Origin of the sequence: Paractinoplanes abujensis (genome assembly GCF_014204895.1) — a bacterium.
GTDB classification, from domain to species: Bacteria; Actinomycetota; Actinomycetes; order Mycobacteriales; family Micromonosporaceae; genus Actinoplanes; species Actinoplanes abujensis.
In genome coordinates this window covers 4,861,671-4,887,927 of sequence record NZ_JACHMF010000001.1, presented here as the reverse complement: position 1 = coordinate 4,887,927, position 26,257 = coordinate 4,861,671, and the positions used below count along the sequence as shown (strand labels likewise).

Below are 26,257 nucleotides of genomic sequence, written 5' to 3'. Positions count from 1 at the left end.
CCCTGCTAGGCGATCACCGAGGGCGTGCGCCAGGACGGGACGGACGCCCGGTCCAGGTCGTGCCGCACCGAGGCGATCCGGCGTACGGCCTCGGTCAGGTCCTCGCCCGGCAGCGTGAACGGCAGCCGCAGGAAACGCTCGAGCGTGCCGTCCAAGCCGAAACGAGGACCAGGAGCCAGCCGTACGCCGACGTCCTCCGCGGCCCGGGCCAGCGCGCTCGAGATCGGCCCGTCCAGCTCCGCCCACAACGACGCCCCGCCTCGCGGCAGCACGAAACTCCACTCCGGCAGCAGCCGCCGCAGCGTCGCGGCCAGCACGTCCCGCCGTTCCCGCAGCCGCAGCCGCCGCTCGCCGAGCACTTGCGGGGCCTGGTCGAGCAGCCGTACGGCGACCAGTTGCTCCAGCACCGGGCTGGCCATGTCGACGCCGACCCGGATCGCGGCCAGCCGCTGCACGAGCGGGGCCGACGCGCGCACCCAGCCGATCCGCAGACCGCCCCAGAAACCCTTGCTCATGCCGCCGATCGACACCACCCGCGAGTGCCGGTCGAACACGGCCACCGGCGGCGGCATCTCCTGACCCTCCAGCGCCAGGTCGGCCCACGACTCGTCGACCACCAGCTCCGTGCCGGTGGAATGGGCCGTGGCGGCCAGGCGCTCGCGCAGGTCGGCCGACATGAGGTGCCCGGTCGGGTTGTGGAACTCCGGGATCACGTACGAGAGCCGGGGCCGGGTCTGCCGCAGCGCGCCCAGCAGCATCTCGCCGTCCCAGCCGGTCTCCGCGTCCAGCCCGTGGGTGTTGATCCGGGCCCGGCGCGCGGCCAGGGCGGCCAGGGCGTTCGGGTAGGTCGGCGCCTCCACCAGCACGGGGGAGCCGGCCGGCACCGACAGCCGCAGCACCAGGTCGAGCGCCTGCTGGGTGCCCGCGGTGATCAGGATCTGCTCGGCCGAGGTGGCGACGCCGCGGGCCCGGTAGCCGGCCGCCACGGTGTCGCGCAGCTCCATCAGACCGGTCGGGTGATAGCCGGCGCTGCCCAGATAGCGCGGCAGGTCGTCGGCGGCGGCCCGGGCGGCCGGGACGAGCTCGTCCGGGGCGGCCGACGCGGCCACACCCAGGTCGATCATGTCGTGGTCGTCGCCCGCGGCCCACAGCCCCGACGTCGCGACCCGGTGGCCGTGGGGGAGCGTGGTCCAGCTGCCGGCCCCGCGACGGCTGGTGAGGTGCCCGGTCTCGCGCAGCGTGCGATAGGCCGCGCTGACCGTCGTGCGGCTCACGGCGAGCGACTCGGCCAGTTCCCGTTCGGCCGGCAGCCGTACGCCCAGAGGAAGCCGGCCGTCGCTGAGCAGGCCCCGCACCGCCGCCGCCAGGGCAGCGTAGTCAGGGCTGCGGTGCCGGCCCGGCAGGGAGTGCCACTGACCGAGCAGGCGCGCCAATTGGCCCCCGCGTATCGCCGTGGTCACATCCACCTCCGCGGAATTGGCTCTTCAGCTTCGCATAATTGGCCCTCAGAGTGGCATTCATGAAACCGAGTGGCAACGGAGATCGTCGTCTCACCCGTCGCGTGACCCAGCTTTTCGCCGGGCTGGTGCTGTACGGCGTCAGCATGGCGCTGACGATCGAGTCGGCGCTCGGCCTCAACCCGTGGGACGTGTTCCACGAGGGCCTGTCCGAGGTCACCGGCATCAGTTTCGGCTGGGTCGTGATCCTGCTCGGCATTCCGATCCTGCTGCTCTGGATCCCGCTGCGGCAGAAACCCGGCTTCGGCACCCTGGCCAACCTGGTCGTCGTCGGCTTCGCGGTGGACGCCGCGCTGACCGTGCTGCCCGCCGGCGGCACGCTCCCCGCACGGATCGGCTACCTGGTCGGCGGCATCCTGCTCAACGGGCTGGCCACCGGCCTCTACATCGGCAGCCGGTTCGGCCCCGGCCCGCGCGACGGCCTGATGACCGGCATCGTCGGACGCTTCCCGCGGCTCTCCGTCCGCCTCGTGCGCACCACGATCGAGCTGCTCGTTCTGGGGGCGGGTTTCCTGCTCGGCGGCACGGTCGGCATCGGGACCGTCGCGTACGCTCTCGCCATCGGCCCGCTCGTGCACGTCTTCCTGCCGTGGTGCACCGTCAAGCCGCGCCCTGCGGTGCCGGCGGAACCGGCGCCCGCGGCGGCCTAGCCGCTCGGCCGGCTCGCGCCTCGCGGCTCGCTGCTCGCTCGGCTGGTGGGTCGCGCGGCTGGTGGCTCGCGGCTCGCGGCTCGCGGTGAGGCTCGCCGCTCGCCCGGCAGCCCTCACGTTCACTCATCAGTGGCTTGTGTCCTGTTTGGACTGAGCGTTTTGCCCCTCTGATTCGGTTTAGCACCCGAGATCCTCGGTCACAGCTTTGTGATCATCGCGACACATTCGCTTCCTCGCACCCATGCGGCACGGCATCATTGCCGCATGGGGGCTGGCGACTGGCAATGGAACGACGCTTGGATCTTCGTGTCCGCGGTCATAGCCGAACGCCTCGAACGTGACCGGGCCCTGCACGCCGCCCTCCCCATGACCGGCGCCAGCCTCGCCGACGTGCTCGCGGCAGCCGACTTCCTGCATCACAGCGTGCCCAGCCGGACCGAGCTGGAAGAATCCGTACGCCGCCTGGCCGGCGCGGGCCTGCTCGTCGTCGAGGACGACCTGGTCGAGGTGGCGCCCGCGGGGGAGCAGCTGTGGCGGAGCCGGCCGTTCAGCGGACTGTCGTCGGCCGTGATGACCCTGCAGGCGCAGCTCAACCGGGCCGCCTCACCGGGGGATGCCGAGTGGGCACTCGACGAGCAGACGTATGCGGCCGCCGTGCGGGAGTACAGCCACCGGCTGGCCGACGGGCGCTGACCTCGGACTCGCAGTGCCCCGTGGCGCCGTGGCCTTCGGATCCGCAACCGCGCCATGGGGCGAAGCGCTGATCGCCCCGTACGCCGGCCCAGCTGCCCCTGCGTAGCGCGGGACAAGCTGCATTCTCGAGCGCTGAGCGTGTGTTCCCTGGTTGCGCGTTCGCGCCGGATTCGGCGCCGGTCCGCCACCAACTTGACAGGAGACCGGTTGAAAAGAAACGACTCTCTTCCTGGCGAAGCGGCTCCATAGAGGAGTGCCACCGCGGACCCCGGCCGAACCGCAGCGGCCGTACGTGTGCCGCGTCGGGCCGCGGACTTTCAGGCGGGCACTGATTGCTCGATCGGGCGCATCGTGCGGATTGCCGGGGAGAAGGTGGCCGTGAGGGCCGACGCCGACACGGCGGCCGCGAAGAGCAGGACGCTCACAGTGGGCGTCCACACCGTGACGAACACGCCGGCCAGCAGCGGGGCCGCCGCGGCGGCGGACATGGCGACCAGGAAGATGACGCTCAGGACCCGCCCCTGCAGGTGGTCGGGGGTGATCGCAGCCTGGTAGCCGAACAGGGCCGCGTTGCAGGCCGGGCCCACGAGGATGGCCAGAGCCACCGGCACGGCCGCGGCCACGCTCATCGTGAGCAGGGCGCTGACCGTCAGGAACAGGGTGGCCGCCCAGCCCAGGCCGCGGATCAGGGCGGGGAACGACAACCTGCGCAGCAGGGCGGGGGCGGCCAGGGCGCCGATCAGGCCGCCCGCGCTGACGATGGTTTCGGTCAGTCCGATGACTCCGGGGGCCACGTCGTGGCTCTGCAGCGTGACGATGATGGTGAAGATCGCCCCGTACAGGGCGAAGTTGAGCGGCGCCGCGATCAGCAGCACGGCGCGCAGGAACGCGTTGCCGAAAACGAATCGGATGCCCTCCACCAGGGCCTTCGTGTGGCTGGGAGGGTCGGCGGGGCGGGCCGTCTGCAGCGGTTTGCGGATCAGCGCCACGCCGATCAGGGAGGCCAGGTACGACACGGCGTTGCCCAGGAACGGCAGCGCGTGGGCTATGCCGAAGAGCAGGCCGCCCAGCGGGGGTCCGGCCAGTGAGGTGCCGTAGCTGCGGGCCTCGTTGCGGGCCACGGCGTCGGGCAGCTGGGTGGCGGGCACGATGCTGCGCAGCGAGGCGTGTTCGGTGGTGTTGAACAGGGAGCCGCAGACCGCGTCGATCACGGCCACGACGATGATCGCGGCGAGGGCGGGCCGGTCCAGCGCGACCGCCACGGCCAGACCGGCGAAGGCCAGCAGCCGTACGATGTCGCAGGCCAGCATCGCCTGGCGGCGGTTGACCCGGTCGGCCAGCACCCCGGCCGGGAGCCGGCAGAGCAGCTTGGTGGCCTGGGCCGCGGTGCCCACCGCGCCGGCCTGCACGGCGGAACCGGTCACGTCGAGCACCAGCAGCGGGATGGCCAGCAGGGCGATCGCGCCGCCCAGGTCGGACAGGCATTGGCTGGTCCACAGCAGAGTGAACTCGCGGTTGCGCCACAGGCTGGAGTTCATTCCTCGGAGAGTATGTACTGCGATCGATGTCTGCCGTCCCCGCGGGCGCCCGGGGAAACCCGGACGCCCGGTGGAGGGAGCTATTGGACGACGAAGAGCAGCCGGTTCGGGGAGCCGGTGCCCGGGTTGGTGACGACCCCGGTGGTGGCGTTGTTGACCAGGCTGTCGCGCACCTGGGCCGGGGTGTAGCCGGTGTTGCGGGACAGGACGAGCGCGGCCGCGCCGGCCACGTGCGGGCTGGCCATCGACGTGCCGCTGATGGTGCTGGTCGCGGTGTTCGAGTTGTACCAGGCCGACGTGATCGACGAGCCGGGCGCGAAGATGTCCAGGCAGGTGCCGTAGTTGGAGTAGCTCGCGCGGGCGTCGGTGCTGGTCGTGGCGCCGACCGTGATCGCCGCGGCGACGCGTGAGGGCGACGAGTTGCACGCGTTGGCGGTCGAGTTGCCGGCCGCCAGGGCGTACGTGACCCCGCTGTTGATCGAGGCCGCGACCGCGTTGTCGAGCGTCGTGCTGACGCCGCCGCCGAGGCTCATGTTGGCGACCGCCGGCTTGACGGCGTTGTTGGTGACCCAGTTGACGCCCGCGATGACCCCGGCCGTGGTGCCGCTGCCCGAGCAGTTCAGCACGCGTACGCCGACGAGCCGGACAGCCTTGGCGACCCCGTACGTGCTCCCGCCGACCGTGCCGGCGACATGCGTACCGTGGCCGTTGCAGTCGACGCCGCCGCTGCCCACCGCGTCGTAGCCGAATCGGGCCCGCCCGCCGAAGTCGTTGTGCGTGTACCGGATGCCGGTGTCGATGATGTACGCCGTCACGTTGGACGCGGTCACCGGATACGTGTACGTGGTGCTCAACGGCCGGTTGCGCTGGTCGATGCGGTCGATGCCCCACGTCGCGTTGCTCTGTGTGGCGCTCAGTGCGATGGTCTGGTTCTGTTCCACGTACGCAACACCGGGGCTGGCCGCGAGCTTCTTGGCCTGGGCCTCCGACAGGGACGCCTCGTACCCGTTGATCACGGGCAGGCTGCGCTTGAGGCCGGTCGTGACCGAGGCGCCGGGCTTCATGACCACGATGTAGCTGCCGGCGATCGCGTTCGCGGTTCCGGCGAGCCGGATGTCTCCGGTGGCGGGGGCGGCCACGGCGGGGGTGCCGGAAGCCACGGCGGCGGTGACTACGGCGAGCAGGCCGGCGGCCACGATGCGGGGAGTCGCCATGCTGATCCTCTCTGAGCCGACTGGGGTTTGAAGAGATGGATATCGATACAGCTACGCAGAGCGTAAGCGGGGACCCCCGCGATCGCCGCATATCGATTGGGCCATAGTGCGCAGAATGAACACGTGGACCTGATCATTCGGCTCGACGGCGCGGACGGGAAGACGGCCGCGGTCTATCGCGCGTTGCGCACGGCGATCGTGGACGGCCGGCTCCCGGCGGGGGAACGGCTGCCCCCGACCCGGGCCCTCGCGGCCGACCTGGGCGTGGCCCGGGGCAGCGTGGCCACCGCGTACGAGCGCCTGGTGGCCGAGGGTTATCTCGAAGCCCGGGTCGGCGCGGGCACCTTCGTCGCGCTGAAAGCAATAAATCGAACACGGAGGAGGCATGCGGCCGACCCCATCCGGCCGCGCGACGACTGGAACTTCGAGCCGCTCGCCACCAGCGGCGCCGCGCGCAAACCCCGCTACGATTTCCGCTCCGGCATCCCCGACGCCCAGCTGTTCCCGTTCGACGCCTGGCGCCGCCTCGTCACCGCCGAGCTCCGCCTGCGAGCCAACAATCCCGGCACGTACGGGGATCCGGCCGGACACCCCGCGCTGAGAGAAGCAGTCGCGCGTTACCTCGGCGTCTCCCGCGGCGTCCGCACCACCGCGGCCGACGTGGTGGTCACCAACGGCGCCCAGCACGCGTTCGACCTGATCGCCCGGGTGCTGGTGAAGCCGGGTGACGTGGTCGCCGTCGAGGAGCCCGGTTATCCGCCGGCCCGCCGCATCCTGGCCGCGCTCGGCGCGAAGGTGGCCGGCGTCCGGGTCGACGACGAAGGCCTGGTGGTCGCGGACCTGCCCGCGCACTGCCGGCTCGTCCACACCACCCCGTCGCATCAGTTCCCGCTGGGCCGCGCGATGAGTCTGGCCCGCCGGCGGGAACTGCTCGACTGGGCCCGCGCCCGGCCCGCGGCGATCGTCGAGGACGACTACGACAGCGAGTTCCGCTTCTCGGCCCGTCCCCTGGAGCCGCTGCACAGCCTCGACACGGCCGGTCGCGTGCTCTATGTGGGCACGTTCTCCAAGAGCATGCTGCCGGCCCTCCGTACGGGCTTCGTGCTGGCCACACCCGGTCTGCGCGACCCGTTGATCGCCGCCCGGCAGCTGGGCGACGGCTACGGGCAGCCGGCGATCCAGGCCGCACTGGCCCGTTTCCTCGACGAGGGGCTGCTCGCGCGGCACGTCCGCAGGGCCGGCCGGGCGTACGGGGAAAGACACGCCCGGATCGCCGCGGCGCTGGCCGCCATGCCGGGCCTCGACGTCCTGCCCTCGGCGGCCGGGCTGCACGTGACGGCGCTGACCGGCGCCGACTCGACCGCGGTGGTGTCCGCGGCGGCCCGCGCCGGTCTGGCCGTCGACGACCTGCGCGCCTACTCGGCGTCGACGCCCGCGCCGACCGGGTTCGTCTTCGGGTTCGGCGCCACCGACCCGGCACTGCTCGACGAGGGGATGGCGCTCTTCGAGGCGCTGCTGAAAGCCTGATACGCCAGCGACGCCGCCACGATCACCAGGCTCAGCAGGGCGGGCGCGCCGTTGAGCCAGAGCAGCCCGGCCACGGCCACGAACGCGATCCCGGCGACCACCCGCCACGGCCCGGCCGGCAGCAGGCGCAGCGCGGCCGCCGTGCCGATCACGTAGACCAGCGTGAAGCACCCGGTGACCAGCAGCAGCGAGGTGTGCAGGCTGAGCGGCAGGGCGGCCGAGGCCAGGCTCAGCAGAAAGACCGTGAGCAGGGCCCGGCGCGGCGTGCGGCCCATCCACACCGGCAGCGCGCCGTCGCGGGTCAGGGCCGCCCCGAGCTGCGAGGCCCCGGCCAGGTAGGCGTTGACCGCACCCACGGTCAGCAGCACCGCCACGATCGCGGTGAGGATCCGCACCGGCCCGCCGACCCCGGCCGCGAGCAGGTCGGCCAGCGGCGCCGGGCTCGCGCCGAGCGCCGGGCCCAGCACGAGCACGCTGGTCACCGCGACCGCCAGGTAGAGCAGGCCGACCAGCACGACCGCGACGGCGGTGGCCCGGGGCACGTCCCGGCGCGGGTTGCGATAGGAGGCGGCCAGCGACGACACCGCCTCCCAGCCCGCGAAGCCCCAGACCAGCACGGCCGCCGCCGAACCGACGCCGGACCAGCCGTGCGGCGCGAACGGGGTCAGGTTGTCCCAGTTCGCGTGGGGCAGCGCGGTGAGCACGGTGATCAGCAGCAGGACGGCCAGCACCCCGGTCAGCACGAGCTGCACCCGGCCCGAGACCCGGACGCCGTACCAGTTCATCGCGAACACCGCGGACACGACGGCCAGGAACGTCAGCAGGGTGGTGACGCGGCCGCCCCCGATGATGTCGGCCACGTAACCCCCGGCGAACGCGACCGCGGCGGGCGCGCCCAGGGGGACGGCGAAGAAGAACGTCCAGCCGATCGCCGCGCCCACGCGCGGGCCGAAGGCGAGCCGGACGTAGGTGGAGACGCCGCCGCCGTCGGGGTGCCGGGCGCCCAGCGCGGCGAAGGTCAACGCGAGCGGTGCGGACAGGACGATCAGCGCGAGCCAGGCGACGAGCGAGGCGGGACCGGCCACCTCGGCGGCCAGGGCGGGCATCGAGATGACGCCGGTGCCGAGGACGGCGCCGACGCAGAGCGCGGTGCCCTGGGCCGTGGAGAGTCCGGAGTTCTGTGCCATGACCCCACGCTAAATCCGCATTGGCCTGTCGTTTGGACCAATGTGAGGCCGATCATTTAGGCCAATTCACAGACCCAGCCGTACGCCTTCCAGGCCGTCGCCGGCGATCTCGACCCGGGCCGCTCCCGTCCGCCCGGTGAGGTAGAGCGCGAGTTCCCCGGGCGGCCCCGAAAGGGTGGTCGCGGGCGCCTCGCCGACGGTGAAGGAGCCGTACCCGTCGGAGCGGACCGTCACCGCGACACCCGCCCGGCGTAGCACCAGCTTGCCCGTGACCTGCACGTTTCGCCACAGCGCGGCTTCCAGGCCGGGGTCCAGCGCGCGGGGTTCCCACTCGGGTTGCCCGCGCCGCGCGTCTTCGTGGTGCACGAAGAATTCGATGGTGTTGGCCAGTTCGTCGGTGAGAGGGTTGCTGACGGGACTCCACCAGGGCGGTGTCCGCACCTCGTGCACCACTTCCTCGTACGGGCGGTCCGCGGTTCGCAGCCGCACCCGTTCGCCGTGGTCGTGCAGGGGCTTGATCATCGCCCCGGCCGCCGCGTCGGGCCGCCGGTCCCGCACCACGAGGTGGGCCGCGAGATCGCGAGTCGTCCATCCCTCGCACAGGGTGGGCTGGTCGGGGCCGAGGCGAAGAAGCAGGTCGGCGAGCAGTCGCCGCTCCCGCTGGGCATAGGCGGTCACAAACGTGATCGTAGACACATGTCACGAAGGTGAACGGCGGCGGCCGGTTCGGCAGGATGGAGATGTAAGGCCGGAACGGTCGGCGAACACTTACCAGTCAGGTAGGAATTTTGAGCACCAGGTCCAGCGGCGATGTGCTGCTACGGGGGCTGCGGGTGCTGGGCCAGGCGATCAAGGCGGAGCCGCGTCTCTTCACCGTCGGCGTGGCCGGCAGCAGTCTGTTCGGCATTCTGGTCATCGCCAACTCGTACGTCGTGGGCGCGGTCATCGGACGCGTCGTGGTCCCCGCCTTCTCCAGCGGCTCGGTCGCCACGGGCACCCTGGCCCTGATCGCCGCGACGTTTCTCGGGCTCAGCGCGCTGCGGGTGGGCACCATCTTCGGCCGTCGTCTCGGCGCCGGTTACATGCAGTTCCGCCTGCAGGCCCGCTACCGCCGCGCGGTGACCCGGCGTTACCTGTCGCTGCCGCCGGCCTGGCACCAGAAACACGCCACGGGCACCCTGCTGTCCAACGCGAACTCCGACGTCGAGGCGGCCTGGGTGCCGATCGCGCCGCTGCCGTTCGCGGTGGGCACGATCGTGATGATCTTCGCCGCGGTGGTCGCTCTGTTCCTCACCGACTGGGTGCTGGCACTGGTCGGCGTCGTCCTCTTCCCACTTCTGTTCGCCCTCAACACGTTCTACGCGCGGATGATGTCGCCGCGGCAGATCCGGGCCCAGCAGATGCGGGCCAAGGTCAGCGCGGTCGCCCACGAGAGCTTCGACGGCGCGCTGGTGGTCAAGACCATGGGCCGCGAGGAGGACGAGGCCCGCCGGTTCAAGGCGTTCGTCGACGAGCTGCGCGACGCGCTGATCTCGGTCGGCCGGCTGCGTGGCCTGTTCGACCCGCTGATGGATTCGCTGCCCAGCGTGGGCACGCTGGCCGTGCTGCTGCTGGGGGCCTGGCGGCTGCAGGCCGGGGCGATCAGCGTCAGCGAAGTCGTCACCGTCGCGTTCCTGTTCACGGTGCTGGCCTTCCCGGTGCGCGCGATCGGCTGGGTGCTCGGCGAGCTGCCGCGCAGCGTCGCCGGGTGGGACAGGGTGCAGGCGGTGCTCGCGGCCGAAGGTGATCTCGCCTACGGATCGGCCACCGCGCCCGCGTCGGGTCCGGCCACACTGCGGTTCGAGCAGGTCGATTTCTCGTACGGGGACGGGCCGTTGGTTCTGCACGACGTGTCGTTCACCGTGCCGCCGGGCAAGACGGTGGCGCTCGTCGGCGCGACCGGCTCGGGCAAGTCGACCATCGCGTCGCTGGCGGTGCGCCTGGTCGACCCCGAGCAGGGCCGGGTCACCCTCGACGAGACCCCCCTGCCCGAGCTGAGCGAGGCCGCCCTGACGAGCGCGTCCGCCCTGGTGCCGCAGCTGCCGTTCGTCTTCGACGACACCGTGCGCGGCAACATCACCCTCGAACGCGACGGCCTGGGCGACGACGAGGTCTGGGCGGCTCTGCGGCTGGCCCAGGCCGACGGGTTCGTGGCCAAGCTGCCCGACGGGCTCGAGACGGCGGTCGGTGAGCGCGGCGCGTCGCTGTCGGGCGGGCAGCGGCAACGGCTCACGCTGGCCCGCGCGCTGGCCGGGCAGCCCCGGCTGCTCGTGCTGGACGACGCGACCAGCGCCGTCGACCCGCGCGTGGAGGCCGACATCCTGGCCGCGCTGCGCGGTCGCGACACGGGGGCGTCGATCCTGGTCGTCGCCTACCGGCGGGCCACGATCGCGCTGGCCGACGAGGTCGTCTACCTGGAGCAGGGCAAGGTCGTGGCGACCGGGACGCACCTCGAGCTGCTGGCCGCGCACCCCGGGTATGCCGATCTGGTCACGGCGTACGAGAAAGCTGAGTCGGAAAGAGTCGAAGCTTGAGCGAGGGAACGTTCGCCACCATCAAGCGGGGGTTGTCGCTCTCGCCCGAGCTGCGCCCGGGGCTGGCCGGCACGATCGCCCTGGCCGTGGTGCAGATGTCCGGCCGGGTCGCCGTCCCGATCGCCGTGCAGCAGGGCATCGACCACGGCATCCGCGCCGAGGGCGGCCCCGACCTGCAGTTCGTCGTCGTGGTGGTCGCGTTCACGCTGCTCGCGCTGATGATTTCGACGCTGGCCGGCTACCTGATGACCCGGCGCCTGTTCACGGTCAGCGAGACCGCGCTGGGCGCCCTGCGCTCGCGCACGTTCCGGCACATCCACGACCTGTCGATGCTGCACCAGCAGTCCGAGCGGCGCGGCACGATGGTGTCCCGGGTGACCAGCGACGTCGACCAGATCTCGATCTTCCTGCAGACCGGCGGCGTGCAGCTGCTGCTGGCCAGTGGTCAGCTGCTGGTCTCCACGATCGTGATGGCGATCTACTCCTGGCAGCTCACCATCGTGGTGCTGCTGGCGTTCGGCCCGGCCGTCGCGGTCATCCGGCTGTTCCAGAAGCGGCTGGCCGCGGTCTACGGCGCGGTCCGCGAACGCACCGGCGTGATGCTGGGCGCCATCGCCGAGAGCGTCGTCGGGGCCATGGTGATCCGGGCGTACGGGGTGGCCGGCCGCACCGAGAAGCGTCTCGACACCTCGATCGACCGGCTGCGGGTGGCCCAGCAGCGGGCCCTGCGCACGAGTGTGACCAGCTTCTCCAGCGGCGAGGTGGGCGCGGGTCTGGCCCTGGCCGCGGTGGTGGTGGTCGGCGTGCTGATCGGCGTCGACGGCGGCCTCACGGTGGGCCGGCTGACCGCGTTCCTGTTCCTGGTCACGCTGTTCATCCAGCCCGTGCAGATCGCCACCGACATGCTCAACGAGGCCCAGAACGCGGTGGCCGGCTGGCGGCGCGTGCTCGACGTGCTCGACCTCGAACCCGACGTCAAGGACCCGGACGAGGTGGGCGTGGACCTGCCGGCCGGTCCGTTGTCCGTACGGTTCGCCGACGTCTCGTTCCGGTACCCGGGCGGCCCGATCGTGCTGGCCGACGTGGATCTGACCATTCCCGCCCGGACGAAGGTGGCCGTGGTCGGCGAGACCGGCAGCGGCAAGACCACGTTTGCGAAGCTGCTCACCCGTCTGATGGACCCCGTGGAGGGTGAGGTCCAGCTGTCGGGCACGTCGCTGCGGAACGTGAAGTTCGCGGCGCTGCGCTCGCGGGTGGTGATGGTGCCGCAGGACGGCTTCCTGTTCGACGCGACGGTCGCCGAGAACATCCGCTTCGCCCAGCCGTCCCTCACCGACGAGCAGCTGAGGTCCGCTTTCGTCGAGCTCGGGCTGGCGGACTGGCTGGCCGGCCTGCCGCAGGGGCTCGAAACCCCGGTGGGCGAGCGCGGCGAGGCCCTGAGCGTGGGGGAGCGGCAGCTGGTGGCCCTCGTACGGGCTTATGTGGCCGACCCCGACCTGCTGGTGCTGGACGAGGCGACCAGCGCCGTCGACCCCGCGACCGAGGTGCGCCTGCAGCGCGCCCTCGACACGGTCACCCGCGGCCGTACGACGGTGGCCATCGCCCACCGCCTGTCGACGGCGCAGTCCGCCGACGAGGTCATCGTGGTAGACGCGGGCCGCGTCGTCCAACGCGGCCCGCACGCACAACTGGTCACCCAGGAGGGATCGATCTACGCCAAGCTCTACGCGAGCTGGCTGGAGCAGACCCGCTGATTTCCCGCGTACTCACTCCAGCGACCCGCGATCGCCTCTCCTCCTTTGCCGCAAAGAGGCGATCGCTTGCGGAGCGAAGCGGAGCCAGGATTACCGCGCGTAGAACTCGACCACCAGCTGCTCGTCGCACTGGACGCGGATCTCGGAGCGCTCGGGGATCCGCAGCACGGTGATGCGCAGGTCCTCGACCACTGTCGACAGGTAGGGCGCGGTCGGGCCGTCCAGGTGGGCGCCCGCCTTGGCCAGCTCGAACGGCGGCTTGGCCCGGCTGCTCTCGCGCACCTCGACGACCTGGCCCGGCTTGAGCCGGTAGCCGGGGCGGTCCACCTTCTTGCCGTCGACCGTGAAGTGGCCGTGCACGACGAGCTGGCGGGCCTGATAGATCGTGCGGGCCAGGCCGGCCCGCATGACGGTGGCGTCGAGGCGGCGCTCCAGCAGGGCCACCATCGTCTCGCCGGTCTTGCCCTCGGCGCGGTGGGCGTCGTCGTACGCCTTGCGCATCTGCGACTCGCTGATGTTGTACTGGTGGCGCAGGCGCTGCTTCTCGAGCAGCCGGACCTGGTAGTCCGAGGCCTTGCGGCGGGACCGGCCGTGCACACCCGGCGGGAACGGCCGCTTCTCGAAGTACTTCACGCACTTCGGCGTCAGGGGGATGCCGAGCGCCCGTGAGAGCTTGGCCTTCGGTCGGGAGTTGTTCATGAAGTCTCCGAGTCACTTGCGCTTGAGGCTGTGCTTACCAGGGGTCGACTTCGCCGACCTTGGTGTTACGGTTAGCCTCACCTTACTAAGGCAAGCCTAACGTAGGCCCGGAGGTACCACCATGCAGCCCACCCACGCCGAGATCGCGCGCACGCTCGCCGCCGGCCACCTCCCCGGCGTCGCGCACATCGCGTGCCGTCCGGGACCACTTCCGGTGCGGCACGTCACCGACGCGAACGGCCGGGTGCTGCTGCTCTCGCCGGCCGACGGCGCCTTCGCGGCCGCCCTGCGCCCGCAGGAGGGCAACGACGACACCGCGATGGTGCTCGACATCGCCGACGTGCCCCCGATGGCCGGGTCGCCCGCCCTGGGCCGCGTGTGGATCTCGGGCTGGGCCACGCTGCTGGAGGGCGACGAGGCCCGGGCCGCCGCGCTCGACTACGCCGAGATCGACGCCTCGGGCGATCTGCTCGACGTCGGTGAGGGCCAGGTGCTGCACCGCATGGACGTGGCCGAGGTGCGTTACGAGCGCAACGAGAACCTGCGCGACGTCGACGTGGACGACTTCGCCGCGGCCACGCCCGATCCGCTCTGCCGCATCGAGTTCGACCTGATCGCCGACCTGATCGACCACCACGAGGCCGAGATGAGCGCCTACGTGCGGCGTCAGCTGGGCAAGACGTTCCAGCCGGTGGCCGAGCCCAAGGTCGTACGGATGGACCGCTACGGCTTCATGGTGCGCCTGGACGACAAGCTGGCCCGGCTCGCTTTCCCCCGCCCGGTGGCCGACCGCCACGACCTCGCGCACCTGCTGCACCCGGTGCTCTGCCACCGCTGCACCGACTAGTCGCGTTTGAAGACCTCGGGCATCGGGTCGGTGAGGAAGCGCTGGACGTTGGGGCCCAGCGCCGCGGCCAGCACGTCGATGTCGGCACTGGCCAGTGGCTCGATCTTGAGCACGTACCGGGCCATGATCGTGCCGGCGATCTGCGTGGCCACCAGGGCCGCCCGCAGGTCCGCCTCGGCCGGGTCGAACGCCATCTCGTGCACCGCCCGGCGCAGCACCTGGGTGACCACGAAGTCGCGGAGCAGCCGCGCCGTCCACTCGTTGCTCAGCGCCGAGCGGAAGACGGCCAGCGCGGCGGTGCCGGCCGGCGAGTCCCACACACCCAGGGCCATCCGGACGAGCCGCTCCCCGGCCTGCTCCCGGGGCCCGGCCAGCGCCTGTGGCACCAGCTCGGCCGGGTTGATGGGCGCGTTCATCACCGCCAGGAACAGTTTCTCCTTGGTGCCGAAATAGTGGTGCACCAGGGCCGGATCGACACCGGCGTCGCTCGCGATGGCCCGGATCGACGCCTTGTCGTACCCCTTCTCGGCGAAACCGGTCCGGGCGGCCGCCAGGATGGACTCGCGCGTGTCCTGGTTGCCGGGACGTCGTCCGCTGCGCGCCAACTGCTCTCCTAACCGGTTCGCCGCCTCAGGGTCGCCGCCGCCAGCACCAGCGCGATCACCGCGGCCCCCGTGACGACGGCCAGGTCCTGCCACATCGTCGTGGTCGGCTCGGCCGAGACGCCCACCTGGGTCAGCGCTTCCACCGCGTACGTCAGGGGCAGCGCATCGCTGACGCCGGAGAGCCAGCCGGCCATCTGCGCGCGCGGCACGAACAAACCGCACAGCAGCAGCTGCGGCACGACGACCACCGGTAGGAACTGTACGGCCTGGAACTCCGTACGGGCGAAAGCGCTGCAGAACAGGCCGAGCGCGACCCCGAGCACGGCGTTGACGACCGCGATGAGCACGACCAGCCCGGCGCTTCCGGTGGTTTCCAGACCGAGCAGCCAGTACGCCGCCCCGGTCGCGACCGCTCCCTGGAGGGCCGCCGCGAGGCCGAACGCCAGCCCGTACCCGAAAAGCAGGTCGATCTTGCCCAGCGGTGTGGTGAGCAGGCGTTCCAGCGTGCCGGTCGTGCGCTCGCGGAGCATGGCGATGCTGGTCACCAAAAACATGATCACGAACGGGAAGACGCCCAGCATGATCAGGGCGATCCGGTCGAAGGTGCCGTCCGATCCGTCGTACATGAAACGAAGCAGAGCCAGAAGCAGTGCCGGTACGGCGATGAGCAGCGCGACGGTCCGGCGGTCGTGCCGCAGCTGCCGCAGCACCCGCCCGGCGGTGGCCACAGTGATCCGCGGACTCATGCCGCCACCTCCCGCTCGCGGATCAACCGCAGGAACGCCTCTTCCAGGTCGTCGGAGCCGGCCGCCGTACGGATGGCCGCCGGGGTGTCGTCGCCGATCAGCCGGCCGTCGCGAATCAGCAGCAGCCGGTCGCAACGACCCGCCTCGTCCATCACGTGGCTCGACACCAGCAGCGTGGTGCCCGCGCCGGCCAGCTCGTGGAAGCGGGACCACAGGTCGGCCCGCAGCACCGGGTCCTGCCCCACGGTCGGCTCGTCGAGCACCAGCAGCTTCGGCTCGCCGATCAGCGCGCAGGCCAGCGAGGCCCGGCTGCGCTGCCCGCCGGACAGGTTGCCGACCAGCTGATGCCGCGCGCCGGCCAGCCCGACGTCGGCGATCGCGCGGTCTGCCTCCGCCGCGGACAGGCCGAGCAGGGTGGCGAAGTAGCGCGCGTTCTCCCGTACGGAAAGGTCGGCGTAGACGCTGGGCGCCTGCGTGACATAGCCGAGCTCACGCCGCAGGGGAGCACTGCCCGCGGGCCGGCCCAGCACCGTCACCTCGCCCGAGCGGACGATCTGAACGCCCACGATCGCCCTGATCAGGGTGGTCTTGCCGCTGCCGCTCGGCCCGAGCAGGCCGGTCACCGAGCCGCCCGGGATCGAGCAGGTGATGCCGTGCAGCACCCGTCGTCTGCCTCGGTCGACGACGAGGCCGCGCACCTCGATGGCGTTCTCCATGATTCCTCCGGTTAATTCATCACCTGTTGAACTCAACGGTAGATGAATTACGCGCGCAGAAAAAGACCCCCATCGCTGGGGGTCGTCTTCTTGACTCTCTGCAGGCTTCTTACAGGCTCAGAATACGGTCCAGGAACTCCCGGTAGCCGCGCATCGCCATCCGCATGCTCTCCGTGTCGGGCTTGCCGTTGCCGCGCAGCGGGTCCAACTCGTCGCGCTCGGCCAGCAGCGCCTCCGTGAGCTCGTTGACGGCGTCCGTGAGCAGGTCGTGCGCCCGGGTCAGAGCCGTCTCCGGGTCGTCCACGAACTCGGCCTTGACCTCGTGCCAGGCCGCCCGGAAGTGGCGGACCGCGTCGTCGTCCCAGAACGCGATGTGCCCCGCCGCGACGTCACCCGGGCGCAGGGCGGGCTCCTCGGCCACCGGCTCGGCCTCGGGCTCCGCCTCCGGGGCGGCGCGACGGCCCCGGCGGGCCGGCTCGGCGTCCTCCAGGCTGGCCGAGCGGCGCGGCTCCTGCGCCGGGGCCGGCTCGGCCGCCGGTGCGTCGCCGGTCTGCGGCTTCGCCACCGGCACCGGGATGCTGGCCGCGGAACGCGGCGCGGGCACACCCGACACCGGGCCGGCCTCCGGGTCGGGCAGGGCCGGGGTGTACGCGGGCGGCTGACCGTAGCCGGCCCCGAACACCGGGCCCGGCGAGACCGGGGTGGCCGACACCGGGGCCGCCGACACCGGGGCGCTGGAAACAGGGGCGCTCGACACCGGGTTGCTCGACACCGGGTTGCTCGGGGCCGGCGGCGACGAAGTGGGGCCGACGATGGGGTGGGTCGAGGTGGGCACGGAGGCCCAGCCCGCGGCGGCCCGGCGGGCATCGATGTCGTCGTCGGCGCCGGGCGGCCCGGAGACCGGCTTCGCGGGCCCGGTGCCGGGAACCCGTCCGTTCATGTCGTCACGCCCGTTCTCGTCATGCGCTTCCGCGTCGGCCGCCCGCCCGTTCGTCCCCCCGGGCCCGTGGCCGTTCAGCCCGGGCTTCGCGTCCATCGGGTTGCGGCCGCCGAACAGGAACCGGTTGTTGCGCCCGCCCAGACCGAAACCACCGAAGTCCCGGTCCCAGGGGTTGCCCCGTCCGGACTCTACGGCCGTCTGGTTCCGGCCCTCCTCCGCCGCGTCACGGGAGTGATCAGGATCGCGCTCGGCCGGGCCGCCGGACTGCGGCGGGCCACTGACCGGGCCGCTGACCGAAGCGCTGTCCGGGCCGCTGCTCTGCCGCGGCGGGCCGCTGATCGGCTGCGGCGGTCCGCTGACCTGGTGCGGCACGACACCGGCGGGACCGTCGGCACTGTGCGCGCCGCCCCGGCTGCTCCCGCCGAAAAGCCCGGTGCCGCGGTCGCCCAGCGGGTCCTTCGTGGCGGGCCGGCCGCCGAGCGACTCGTCACCGTCCCGGTGCTGCGGGCCGGCCGAGTCGCCGCGGCTCAGGGGACGGTTGTCGGCAGTGGTGGCCGGCTCGTTGCTCTTCTCGTTCGCGGCGCTGCCCGACGGGCCCTGGCCGGCGCTGCCCGACGGGCCCTGGCCGGTGCGGCCCAGCGGGTCGTTCGCGCCACCGGCGAGCGGCCGGTTGTCGCCTGCCCCGCGGGGCCTGTCGGCGCCGATGGAATCACTTCCGAGCGGCCCGTTGGCGCCGATGGGGTCACTGCCGAAGGGTCCGTTGCCGCCGACGGCGTCATTCCTGAGGGGCCGGTTGGTGTCGGCCGCGCGGGGACCGTCGGAGCCGAAGGAGGGGCCGCCGAGCGGTCGGTTGTCATCGGGTCCGAGAGGGCCGTTGCCGCCGAAGGAGGAGCCGCCGAGCGGGTCGTGCGCGGCGCTCGGGCCGTAGTCGCCGGCCAGACTGTGCGTGCCACCCGGACCGCGGACGCCTCCGAAGCCGGCGGGGCTGCTTCCCGTTCCGCTTCCGCTTCCCGTTCCGCTTCCGCTTCCCGTTCCGCTTCCGCCGAAGTCGCTCGGACCCCTGCCGTGCTGGCTGCCCACAGCGGGGGAGCCCGCCGGGCCGCCGGGCCGTGGCGCTCCGGTAGGCCGAGGGCTGTCGGGAGCCGGACCGCCGGGCCCGCCGTGCCCCGGAGCACCCGAGGCGTACGGCGTCAGGGGCGCGCCGGAGCGTCCCGGCCCGGGCGGCGTCAGCGGCATCTGCGCCTGCCGGTTGGCCGCGGACTGCCCCACCGGAATGCCGATGTGCGGCGGCTCGCCGGCCTGCCTCGGCCCACCGGCCTGGCCCGGACCACTGACCTGCCTCGGCGCGCCGATGTGACCCGATCCGCCGGTTTGTCCCCCATGCGGCGCACCGCTGACCTGGCCCGGCTGCGGTGGCCCGCTGATCTGCCCGGGCTGGGGCAATCCGCTCGTCTGCCCGGGGTGCGGCAACCCGCTCGTCTGCCCGGGGTGCGGCAACCCGTTCGGCTGGCCGACGTGCGGCAATCCGCTCGTCTGCCCGATGTGTGGCAGCCCGCTCGTCTGGCTGACGTGTGGCAGCCCGCTCGTCTGGCCGACGTGTGGCAGACCGCTCGTCTGGCCGGGGTGGGGCGGGCCGGAGATCTGGCCGTTGTCCGGCGGCCCGCTGACCGAGCGGTCGCCGTCCAAGCCGTCGACCGTGCGCCGCGAACCCAACGGAACCATCTCGGTTTCACCCGAAAGAGTGCCCGACATCTCCGGCGAATCGGGCGCGACACCCTCGTCCTCGGCGTCGCGGTGCACCGGCCAGAAACGGGCCAGCCCGCGCGACGACCGACTGTTGTCGGGGTTGGACGTCGGCTCCATCGGTTTGAGACTCCCGTCGCTCCGGCTCCGCCACCCGCGGACTTGAGCTGCGGTAACCCGTTGGGGAGGCGGCGGCAAACACCCCTGACTGGGTGCAACGCAGGACGACGGTACCGTCCCGCGCTGCAAGAGGCATCCCCCGTGCCCGGATCGTGGGCCGCGTCGCCCCGGTACCCAGCCGCTTCGTTCGCTGCCGGAGCGAGCCCGTCCGCGCCACCCCGTCGCGCCGATCTGTGGACAACTTCGCCGCACCGTCACCGAGCGCATCCGCGGCCGTCCACCCGAGCCGATCGGCCCCGGAACGACGACCACGGACGGTCATCCCGCGCGACTGCCGAGAACATGGCGTCCTTCAGCACCGGCGATGCCCGCCGGCACCTCGCTGTCGGAAACCAGCCACCTCGGACACGCCCGGCCGACCCTCGGCCGCTCGCTCGTTTCCGGCGACGAGGGACGCGACTTGCTCGTTCCCGCGACGAGGGACGTGGCTCGGCGTCTCTGGCGACGAGAGACGCGACTCGCTCGTTCTCTGCGCCAAGACCCGCTCGCTTCCTGCACCAAGAGACGCGACTTGCTCGCTTCCTGCGCCAAGAGACGCGACTTGCTCGCTTCCTGCGCCAAGAGACGCGACTCGCACATCTCCGGCGACGAGGGAGGCGACTCGCTCGTTTTGTGCGGCAAAAGACGCGAAAAGAGGCCAACTGGTTGCGCCGAGTGACCGACAGGCGCCTGTGGACAACTCCGGCCCCGAACGTGATCAAGGTCTAGGGTCTGGGCCAGCCCCCTGGGTGGGTGGGGTGGGGTGAGTGGGGACCCGGCGGCGTCGTCGGCCGGGCGGCAGTGATGAGCGGTGGATGGGGGAGAATCGTCGCGTGGCAGTGAAGACCGACTTGGATCCCGCGATCGCCGACCGGCTCAAGCGCACCTCCGACGGCCTCGTGGCGGCGATCGTCCGCGAGCACGGCAGCGGCGACGTGCTCATGCTGGCCTGGATGGACGACGAGGCGTTGCATCGCACGCTCACCACGGGGCGGGCGACCTACTGGTCCCGCAGCCGCGAGGAGTATTGGGTCAAGGGTGCGACCTCCGGCCACTTCCAATACGTGCGCAGCGTCGCCCTCGACTGTGACGGTGACGCCTTGCTCGTGACCGTCGACCAGGTCGGCGCGGCCTGTCACACCGGCGCGCACACCTGTTTCTTCGACGAGCTGCCGGTGACGAGCCCGGCCGGTGGGGCGGACCGATGACCAGCGGAGCGGTGTTCCCCGACGAGGCCGGTTTCCTGCGGCAGCGGCAACGGGTGGTGCCGGTGACCCGGCGGTTGCTGGCCGACGGCGAGACCCCGGTGGGCGTCTACACGAAGCTGGCCGGCGGCCCGGGCACCTTCCTGCTCGAGTCGGCTGAGCAGGGCGCCGGGCCGTCGGGTGCGGCCTGGTCTCGCTATTCGTTCGTCGGGGTGCGCAGCGCGGCCACGCTGGTGGAGCGGGGCGGCGAGGCGCACTGGCTGGGCACACCGCCCGCGGGGGTGCCGCTCGACGGTGACCCGGTCGCGGCGCTGCGCGAGACCGTGGCCGCCTTGGCCGACGGGCCCGCTCCCGACGATCTGCCCCCGCTGACCGGCGGCATGGTGGGCTATCTGAGCTACGACCTCGTACGGCGGTTCGAGCGTCTGCCCTCGTCGGCCGAGGACGACTTGGCGCTGCCCGAGCTGGGCATGATGCTGGCGACCGATCTGGTGGTGCTCGACCACTTCGACGGCTCGGCCATCCTGGTGGCCAACGCGGTGCTGGCGGCCGACGCCGACGATCAGGCCCGGCGCGCGGCCTACCACAACGCGGTCGGCCGGCTCGACGCGATGACGACCGCCCTGTCCCGGCCCACGCCGCCGATGATCTCCACGGTGGAGCGCCGGCCGGCCGGGGAGCCGGTGAGCCGGACCGCGCCGGGGGAGTATCAGAAGGCGGTCGAGGAGGCCAAGGAGGCGATCCGGGCCGGCGAGTGCTTCCAGATCGTCGTGGCGCAGCGGTTCGAGCGGCCCACCGACGCCGACCCGCTCGACGTCTACCGGGTGCTGCGGGCCACCAACCCCAGCCCGTACATGTATTTGCTGCGCTTCGACGATTTCGACATCGTCGGTTCCTCGCCCGAGGCACATCTGAAGGTCAGCGCCGATGAGGAGGGCACGCGCCGGGCTCTTCTGCACCCCATCGCCGGTACGAGGTGGCGGGGCGCGACGCCCGAGCAGGACAACGCGCTCGCGGCCGAGTTGCTGGCCGACCCCAAGGAACGCTCCGAGCACGTGATGCTGGTCGACCTGGGCCGCAACGATCTGGGCCGGGTGTGCAAGGCGGGCTCGGTCGAGGTGCCGGAGTTCGCCCGGATCGAGCGGTACAGCCACGTCATGCACATCGTGTCGACGGTCATCGGTGAGCTGCGCGACGACCGGTCGGCCTTCGACGCGCTGGCCGCGACCTTCCCGGCGGGCACGCTCTCGGGCGCGCCCAAGGTGCGGGCCATGGAGATCATCGAGTCGCTGGAGCCGACGCGCCGCGGGCTGTACGGCGGCACCGTGGGCTATTTCGGGTTCGCGGGCGACATGGACATGGCGATCGCGATCCGCACGGCCCTGATCAAGGAGGGCGTGGCCTACGTGGGCGCGGGCGCGGGGATCGTGGCCGACTCGGACCCGGCGGCCGAGGAGCAGGAGACCCGCAACAAGGCGGCAGCGGTGCTGGCGGCGATCGCGTCGGCCGAGACGCTGCGCGCAGCCCGATGACCGAGCCGGCCGAGCAGGCGCAGGCCGCGCGGGCGGGGCTCGGGCGGACGCAGTCCGGCCAGACGGGTCCAGGGCAGCCCCAGGCCGGCCAATCTCAGGCCGGGCGGACTCAGGCCGGCCGGACCGAGACGGGGCAGACCGAGACCGGCCGATCCCAGACCGGGCAGACCGAGACCGGGCGGACCGAGACCGGGCAGGCCGAGACCGGGCAGGCCGAGACCGGGCAGGCCGAGACCGGGCAGACGGGGGCCGGCGGAGGAAACAGGCGGCCCTATCTGCTGGCGCTGCTGGCCTGCCTGGCCGGAGCCGGGATCGCCGCCTACGGGGCGACCCGCACCTGGTCCGTGGAAATCACTCCACGGCCTGAAATGTCAAACCTGCGGACAGTGCGGACCGGGGTCGACATCGCGCCCTGGGTGATCGGGCTGGCCCTGGTCGGGCTGGCCGGCACGGGCGCCCTGCTGGCCACGCACGGCCGGCTCCGGCGGGCCCTGGGCGGCCTGCTCATGCTGGTCGGGGCCGGGGTGGCGATCAGCGCCGTCGCCGGCCGGGCCGGTCTCGACACCGGGGAGGCGGGCCCCGGCGGCACGATCTGGCCCCTCGCTTGCGTCCTGGGCGGAGTGATCGTCGCGCTGGGCGGCCTGACCGCGGCCCGGCTGGGGCATCTGTGGCCGCGCATGTCGGCCCGTTACGAGCGCAAACCGGCGGCGACGGAGAACCGCGAGGTCACCACCGGCCCCGTCGACAGCCGCGCGGCCTGGGACTCGCTCGACCGCGGCGACGACCCCACGGTGTAGAGACGACCCCACGGTGTAGAGACGACCCCACGGCGTAGAGACGACCCCACGGTGGGACGACCGCACAGCGTAGGTACGACCGAACGGTGCAGGCGGGCGGTCGTGCTGCGTATGGCGGAAGGGGTCTAGCGGGTCGGCGTGAGGTGCCGGCGCGGGGAGCGGCGGGCGACCAGGGCGGCCACCTCGCGGGTGAGCTCGGCCCGGGCCTCGTTGCGGGCACGGTCCTCGAGGGTGGCGGCCCAGGCGTTGTCGCGCGCGGTGCGGATGTTGGCGTCACCGATCACGCGGCGCTGGACGCCGATCACGAGGTCGGCGGCGGCGGCGACGAGGGCGCGGGAAGCGTTGGCGAAGCCGGCGGGAACGTCCGGCTGGGCGGTGGCGGCCACGGGCAACTCCACATCGATCGCTCGGTCTGGTCGGCGCCGTCGGGCGCCCGCACCAGTTTGCCTCGGACCCATCATGGCCGGACCCTATTTCCGGTGCGTGACGCTCGTGTCAACGCGCCGTGGTATCCACCGATCAGATGAGGTGTCGCAGCACAGCGGCCGGAGCGGACGGGGCCGCTGTGACCGAAGTGACAGGTCGCGGGCGGGCAGGCGGCATTATGCCCCAGACCGGTTGGTGAGGCGCGCCATACCCCGGGGGGCCTTGCACGACCGCGACCTCCTAGCATCGGGCGGAGGACACCCGGAGAGGGGAGTCGTTTCGTGACATCCGATCAGCAGGCGGAAGCGGGTTCTGGCGGACCGCAGAACGTGCTGGAGGAGATCCTCGCCGGAGTGCGCGAGGACGTGGCGGCCCGGCAGGAGCAGGTGCCGCTGGAGCAGGTGCGGGAGGCCGCCGCGGCGGCGCCACCGGCCATCGACGCCTACGCGGCGTTGCGCAAGCCCGGGGTGGCGGTGATCGCTGAGGTCAAGCGGTCGTCGCCGTCGAAGGGCGCGCTGGCCGACATTCCCGACCCGGCCGAGTTGGCGGGGGAGTACGCGGCGGGTGGCGCCCGCTGCATCAGCGTGCTCACCGAGGGCCGGTGGTTCGGCGGGTCGCTCGACGACTTGCGGGCGGTCCGGGCCTCGGTCCGGATCCCGGTGCTGCGCAAGGATTTCGTGGTCTCCAGCTATCAGGTGCACGAGGCCCGGGCCCACGGCGCCGACCTGGTGCTCCTGATCGTGGCCGCGCTCGAGCAGAACGTGCTCGTCGGGCTGCTGGAGCGCATCGAGTCGCTGGGCATGACAGCGCTCGTGGAGGTGCACAACGAGGAGGAGGCGGATCGCGCTTTGGAGGCGAACGCCAAAGTCATCGGGGTCAACGCCCGTGACCTGCGCACCCTCGAGGTGGACCGCGCGGTCTTCGAGCGCATCGCGCCCGGCCTGCCCAACAACGTCGTGAAGATCGCCGAGTCGGGGGTGCGCGGGCCGCACGACCTGATCCGGTACGCGTCGGCGGGCGCCGATGCCGTGCTGGTGGGCGAGGGCCTGGTGACCCAGAAGTCGCCGCGCGACGCCGTGGCCGAGCTGGTCAACGCGGGTAACCACCCGGCGACGCCGAGGCCGGTCCGATGAGCGCACCGGTGCTGCCCGACCTGTCCGGGCATTTCGGGCGGTACGGCGGCCGGTTCGTGCCCGAGGCGCTTGTCCGCGCGTTGGACGAGCTCGATGCGGCATATCGGACAGCCAAGACGGATCCGGAATTTCAGGCGCAGTTCAAGGACCTGCTCCTGAACTATGCCGGCACCCCGTCGCTGCTGTACCGGGCGGAGCGGCTCTCGGCCGCACTCAACGCGGAGATCCTGCTCAAGCGGGAGGACCTCAACCACACGGGCGCCCACAAGGTGCGCAACGTGCTGGGCCAGGCCCTGCTGGCCAAGCGGATGGGCAAGCCCCGCGTGATCGCCGAGACCGGGGCCGGTCAGCACGGCGTGGCCAGCGCGACCGCGGCCGCCCTGCTCGACCTCGAGTGCGTCGTCTACATGGGCGAGACCGACACCGAGCGGCAGGCGCTCAACGTGGCCCGGATGCGCATGCTCGGCGCCATGGTCGTCCCGGTCACCAACGGCTCCCGGACGCTCAAGGACGCGCTCAACGAGGCCTTGCGCGACTGGGTGGCCAGCGTCGACACCACGCACTACCTGCTCGGCACCGCGGCCGGGCCGCACCCGTTCCCCGAGATCGTGCGCGACTTCGTGGGCGGCATCGGCATCGAGGCCCGGCAGCAGTGCCTCGACCAGCTCGGCCGGCTGCCCGACGCGGTGGCGGCCTGTGTCGGCGGCGGCTCCAACGCGATCGGCATCTTCCACGCGTTCGTTCCCGATGAGAGCGTGCAGCTGTACGGCTTCGAGGCCGGCGGCGACGGCGTGGCCACCGGCCGGCACGCGGCGTCCATCACCGGCGGCTCGTCGGGCGTGCTGCACGGCGCCCGCACATACGTGCTGCAGGACGAGGACGGCCAGACCGTCGAGTCGCACTCCATCTCGGCCGGTCTCGACTATCCGGGTGTCGGGCCCGAGCACGCCTGGCTGCACGACACCGGCCGGGCCGAGTACGAGCCGGTCACCGACGCCGAGGCGATGACCGCGTTCCAGCTGCTGTGCCGTACGGAGGGGATCATCCCGGCCATCGAGAGCGCCCACGCCCTCGCGGGCGCCGCCCGCATCGTACCGACGTTGACGGCAGAGCTCGGCCGCAAGCCGACGATCGTGATCAACCTGTCCGGCCGCGGCGACAAGGACGTGCACACCGCGGGCGCGTACTTCGGCATTCTCGATCCGGTCGAGACGCTGGTCCCGGGGGAGAACTCATGAGCATCGCCGAGATCTTCCACAAGGCTCGCGCCGAGGACCGGGCGCTGCTGATCGGCTGCATGCCGGCCGGCTTCCCGACCGTCGAGGACAGCATCGCCTCGATGGTCGCGATGCACGAGGCCGGCTGCGACGTGATCGAGGTCGAGCTGCCCTACTCCGACCCGGTCATGGACGGCCCGGTCATCCAGAAGGCCAGCGACATCGCGCTCGGCCGGGGCGTGCGCACCCGCGACACGCTGCGGATCATCGAGGCGGTGGCGAGCGCCGGGGCCCCGGTCGTGCTGATGACCTACTGGAACCCGATCGAGAAGTACGGGGTCAGCGCGTTTGCCCGGGACCTGGCCGCGGCCGGCGCCACGGGCATGATCACGCCCGACCTGATCCCGGACGAGGCCGGCGAGTGGATCGCCGCCGCCGACGAGCACCGGATCGACCGGACGTTCCTGGTCTCGCCGTCCTCGACCGACGAGCGGATCGCCATGACGGTGGCCCAGTGCCGTGGCTTCGTCTACGCGACCGCGCTGATGGGGGTCACCGGCGCCCGTACGGCGGTCTCGTCGCAGGCCCCCGAGCTGGTCGAGCGGGTGCGGCACGCCAACCCCGACATGCCGGTCGGCGTGGGCCTGGGGGTCGGCAACGGCGCGCAGGCGGCCGAGGTGGCCGGGTTCGCCGACGGAGTGATCGTCGGCAGTGCGCTGATCCGGTGCGTGCTCGATGCCCCCGACCGGGCCACCGGTCTGTCACGACTGCGTAACCTGAGCTCGGAACTGGCCGAGGGAGTGCGTAACCCGGCTCGGTGAACCGGTAGCGTGTGCACC

General features: G+C 72.2%; 23 protein-coding genes. 12 read left to right on the top strand and 11 right to left on the bottom strand.

Annotation, left to right across the window (positions count from 1 at the left end; all coding sequences use genetic code 11):
- Positions 1 to 5: 5 nt before the first annotated feature.
- On the bottom strand, positions 6 to 1,460 hold the full coding sequence (yczR, locus tag BKA14_RS22020) for a MocR-like transcription factor YczR (RefSeq protein WP_184952782.1): 1,455 nt from the start codon (positions 1,458 to 1,460) through the stop codon (positions 6 to 8).
- 59 nt (positions 1,461 to 1,519) lie between these two features.
- Here yczR and yczE point away from each other — a divergent pair, with 59 nt between their 5' ends.
- The gene (yczE, locus tag BKA14_RS22015) at positions 1,520 to 2,167 is read left to right on the top strand and encodes a membrane protein YczE (RefSeq protein ID WP_184952781.1); all 648 of its coding nucleotides are present in this window, start codon (positions 1,520 to 1,522) and stop codon (positions 2,165 to 2,167) included.
- A 264-nt stretch (positions 2,168 to 2,431) separates the two neighbouring features.
- A complete protein-coding gene (locus BKA14_RS22010; RefSeq protein ID WP_184952780.1) occupies positions 2,432 to 2,860 on the top strand; it encodes a hypothetical protein in 429 nt (142 codons plus the stop codon).
- 317 nt (positions 2,861 to 3,177) lie between these two features.
- Here the strand turns inward: BKA14_RS22010 and BKA14_RS22005 are convergent, their stop codons facing one another.
- Complete coding sequence (locus BKA14_RS22005) at positions 3,178 to 4,398, bottom strand: MFS transporter (RefSeq protein ID WP_184952779.1); 1,221 nt, start codon at positions 4,396 to 4,398, stop codon at positions 3,178 to 3,180.
- A gap of 80 nt (positions 4,399 to 4,478) precedes the next feature.
- The gene (locus BKA14_RS22000) at positions 4,479 to 5,612 is read right to left on the bottom strand and encodes a S8 family peptidase (RefSeq protein ID WP_184952778.1); all 1,134 of its coding nucleotides are present in this window, start codon (positions 5,610 to 5,612) and stop codon (positions 4,479 to 4,481) included.
- 123 nt (positions 5,613 to 5,735) lie between these two features.
- Between BKA14_RS22000 and pdxR the strand changes: the two genes are divergently transcribed.
- Positions 5,736 to 7,139 (top strand): MocR-like pyridoxine biosynthesis transcription factor PdxR, encoded by a 1,404-nt coding sequence (gene pdxR, locus BKA14_RS21995; RefSeq protein ID WP_184952777.1) that lies wholly within the window; start codon positions 5,736 to 5,738, stop codon positions 7,137 to 7,139.
- On the opposite strand, the gene BKA14_RS21990 is transcribed toward pdxR, so the two are convergent.
- Together BKA14_RS21990 and BKA14_RS21985 are read right to left on the bottom strand one after the other, a co-directional pair.
- On the bottom strand, positions 7,028 to 8,326 hold the full coding sequence (locus BKA14_RS21990; protein WP_184952776.1) for an amino acid permease: 1,299 nt from the start codon (positions 8,324 to 8,326) through the stop codon (positions 7,028 to 7,030). The two genes, pdxR and BKA14_RS21990, sit on opposite strands and share 112 nt — an antisense overlap.
- Positions 8,327 to 8,392: 66 nt before the next feature.
- Positions 8,393 to 9,004 (bottom strand): TIGR03085 family metal-binding protein, encoded by a 612-nt coding sequence (locus BKA14_RS21985; RefSeq protein WP_184952775.1) that lies wholly within the window; start codon positions 9,002 to 9,004, stop codon positions 8,393 to 8,395.
- A 110-nt stretch (positions 9,005 to 9,114) separates the two neighbouring features.
- Between BKA14_RS21985 and BKA14_RS21980 the strand changes: the two genes are divergently transcribed.
- Both BKA14_RS21980 and BKA14_RS21975 read left to right on the top strand, forming a co-directional pair.
- Positions 9,115 to 10,899: an ABC transporter ATP-binding protein gene (locus BKA14_RS21980; RefSeq protein ID WP_184952774.1), complete on the top strand. Its 1,785-nt coding sequence runs from the start codon at positions 9,115 to 9,117 to the stop codon at positions 10,897 to 10,899.
- Positions 10,896 to 12,653 carry an ABC transporter ATP-binding protein gene (locus tag BKA14_RS21975; RefSeq protein WP_184952773.1) on the top strand — a complete coding sequence of 586 codons (1,758 nt, stop codon included), beginning with the start codon at positions 10,896 to 10,898 and terminating at the stop codon, positions 12,651 to 12,653. Before BKA14_RS21980 ends, BKA14_RS21975 begins: the two co-directional genes overlap by 4 nt.
- Positions 12,654 to 12,743: 90 nt before the next feature.
- Here BKA14_RS21975 and rpsD read toward each other — a convergent pair whose 3' ends face one another.
- Positions 12,744 to 13,352 (bottom strand): 30S ribosomal protein S4, encoded by a 609-nt coding sequence (gene rpsD, locus BKA14_RS21970; RefSeq protein WP_184952772.1) that lies wholly within the window; start codon positions 13,350 to 13,352, stop codon positions 12,744 to 12,746.
- Positions 13,353 to 13,473: 121 nt separating this feature from the next.
- Between rpsD and BKA14_RS21965 the strand changes: the two genes are divergently transcribed.
- Positions 13,474 to 14,199 carry a DUF2470 domain-containing protein gene (locus tag BKA14_RS21965; RefSeq protein WP_184952771.1) on the top strand — a complete coding sequence of 242 codons (726 nt, stop codon included), beginning with the start codon at positions 13,474 to 13,476 and terminating at the stop codon, positions 14,197 to 14,199.
- Here BKA14_RS21965 and BKA14_RS21960 read toward each other — a convergent pair.
- The 4 genes from BKA14_RS21960 to BKA14_RS21945 form a co-directional block, all read right to left on the bottom strand.
- Positions 14,196 to 14,804 carry a TetR/AcrR family transcriptional regulator gene (locus BKA14_RS21960; RefSeq protein WP_184952770.1) on the bottom strand — a complete coding sequence of 203 codons (609 nt, stop codon included), beginning with the start codon at positions 14,802 to 14,804 and terminating at the stop codon, positions 14,196 to 14,198. The two genes, BKA14_RS21965 and BKA14_RS21960, sit on opposite strands and share 4 nt — an antisense overlap.
- A gap of 8 nt (positions 14,805 to 14,812) precedes the next feature.
- Positions 14,813 to 15,550, bottom strand: coding sequence for an ABC transporter permease (locus tag BKA14_RS21955; RefSeq protein ID WP_184952769.1), 738 nt, complete (start codon positions 15,548 to 15,550; stop codon positions 14,813 to 14,815).
- On the bottom strand, positions 15,547 to 16,266 hold the full coding sequence (locus tag BKA14_RS21950) for an ABC transporter ATP-binding protein (RefSeq protein WP_184952768.1): 720 nt from the start codon (positions 16,264 to 16,266) through the stop codon (positions 15,547 to 15,549). Before BKA14_RS21950 ends, BKA14_RS21955 begins: the two co-directional genes overlap by 4 nt.
- A 109-nt stretch (positions 16,267 to 16,375) precedes the next feature.
- Positions 16,376 to 19,069 (bottom strand): hypothetical protein, encoded by a 2,694-nt coding sequence (locus BKA14_RS21945; protein WP_184952767.1) that lies wholly within the window; start codon positions 19,067 to 19,069, stop codon positions 16,376 to 16,378.
- 854 nt (positions 19,070 to 19,923) lie between these two features.
- Here BKA14_RS21945 and hisI point away from each other — a divergent pair.
- Genes hisI through BKA14_RS21930 form a run of 3 tightly spaced genes read left to right on the top strand, consistent with a single transcriptional unit; the run spans position 19,924 to position 22,642 of the window.
- A complete protein-coding gene (gene hisI / locus BKA14_RS21940; protein ID WP_184952766.1) occupies positions 19,924 to 20,316 on the top strand; it encodes a phosphoribosyl-AMP cyclohydrolase in 393 nt (130 codons plus the stop codon).
- Positions 20,313 to 21,845 carry an anthranilate synthase component I gene (locus BKA14_RS21935; RefSeq protein WP_184952765.1) on the top strand — a complete coding sequence of 511 codons (1,533 nt, stop codon included), beginning with the start codon at positions 20,313 to 20,315 and terminating at the stop codon, positions 21,843 to 21,845. The genes hisI and BKA14_RS21935 overlap by 4 nt, the downstream gene beginning before the upstream one ends.
- Positions 21,842 to 22,642, top strand: coding sequence for a Trp biosynthesis-associated membrane protein (locus BKA14_RS21930; RefSeq protein WP_239092771.1), 801 nt, complete (start codon positions 21,842 to 21,844; stop codon positions 22,640 to 22,642). The genes BKA14_RS21935 and BKA14_RS21930 overlap by 4 nt, the downstream gene beginning before the upstream one ends.
- Before the next feature lie 125 nt (positions 22,643 to 22,767).
- On the opposite strand, the gene BKA14_RS21925 is transcribed toward BKA14_RS21930, so the two are convergent.
- Positions 22,768 to 23,028, bottom strand: coding sequence for a hypothetical protein (locus BKA14_RS21925; protein WP_260416568.1), 261 nt, complete (start codon positions 23,026 to 23,028; stop codon positions 22,768 to 22,770).
- A gap of 369 nt (positions 23,029 to 23,397) precedes the next feature.
- Here BKA14_RS21925 and trpC point away from each other — a divergent pair, with 369 nt between their 5' ends.
- The 3 genes from trpC to trpA are packed head-to-tail and all read left to right on the top strand — an operon-like array spanning position 23,398 to position 26,239.
- On the top strand, positions 23,398 to 24,201 hold the full coding sequence (gene trpC, locus BKA14_RS21920) for an indole-3-glycerol phosphate synthase TrpC (RefSeq protein ID WP_184956883.1): 804 nt from the start codon (positions 23,398 to 23,400) through the stop codon (positions 24,199 to 24,201).
- Positions 24,198 to 25,439, top strand: a complete 1,242-nt coding sequence (gene trpB / locus BKA14_RS21915) for a tryptophan synthase subunit beta (RefSeq protein ID WP_184952763.1) — start codon at positions 24,198 to 24,200, stop codon at positions 25,437 to 25,439. Before trpC ends, trpB begins: the two co-directional genes overlap by 4 nt.
- Positions 25,436 to 26,239, top strand: coding sequence for a tryptophan synthase subunit alpha (gene trpA / locus BKA14_RS21910; protein ID WP_184952762.1), 804 nt, complete (start codon positions 25,436 to 25,438; stop codon positions 26,237 to 26,239). The genes trpB and trpA overlap by 4 nt, the downstream gene beginning before the upstream one ends.
- Positions 26,240 to 26,257 lie beyond the last annotated feature (18 nt).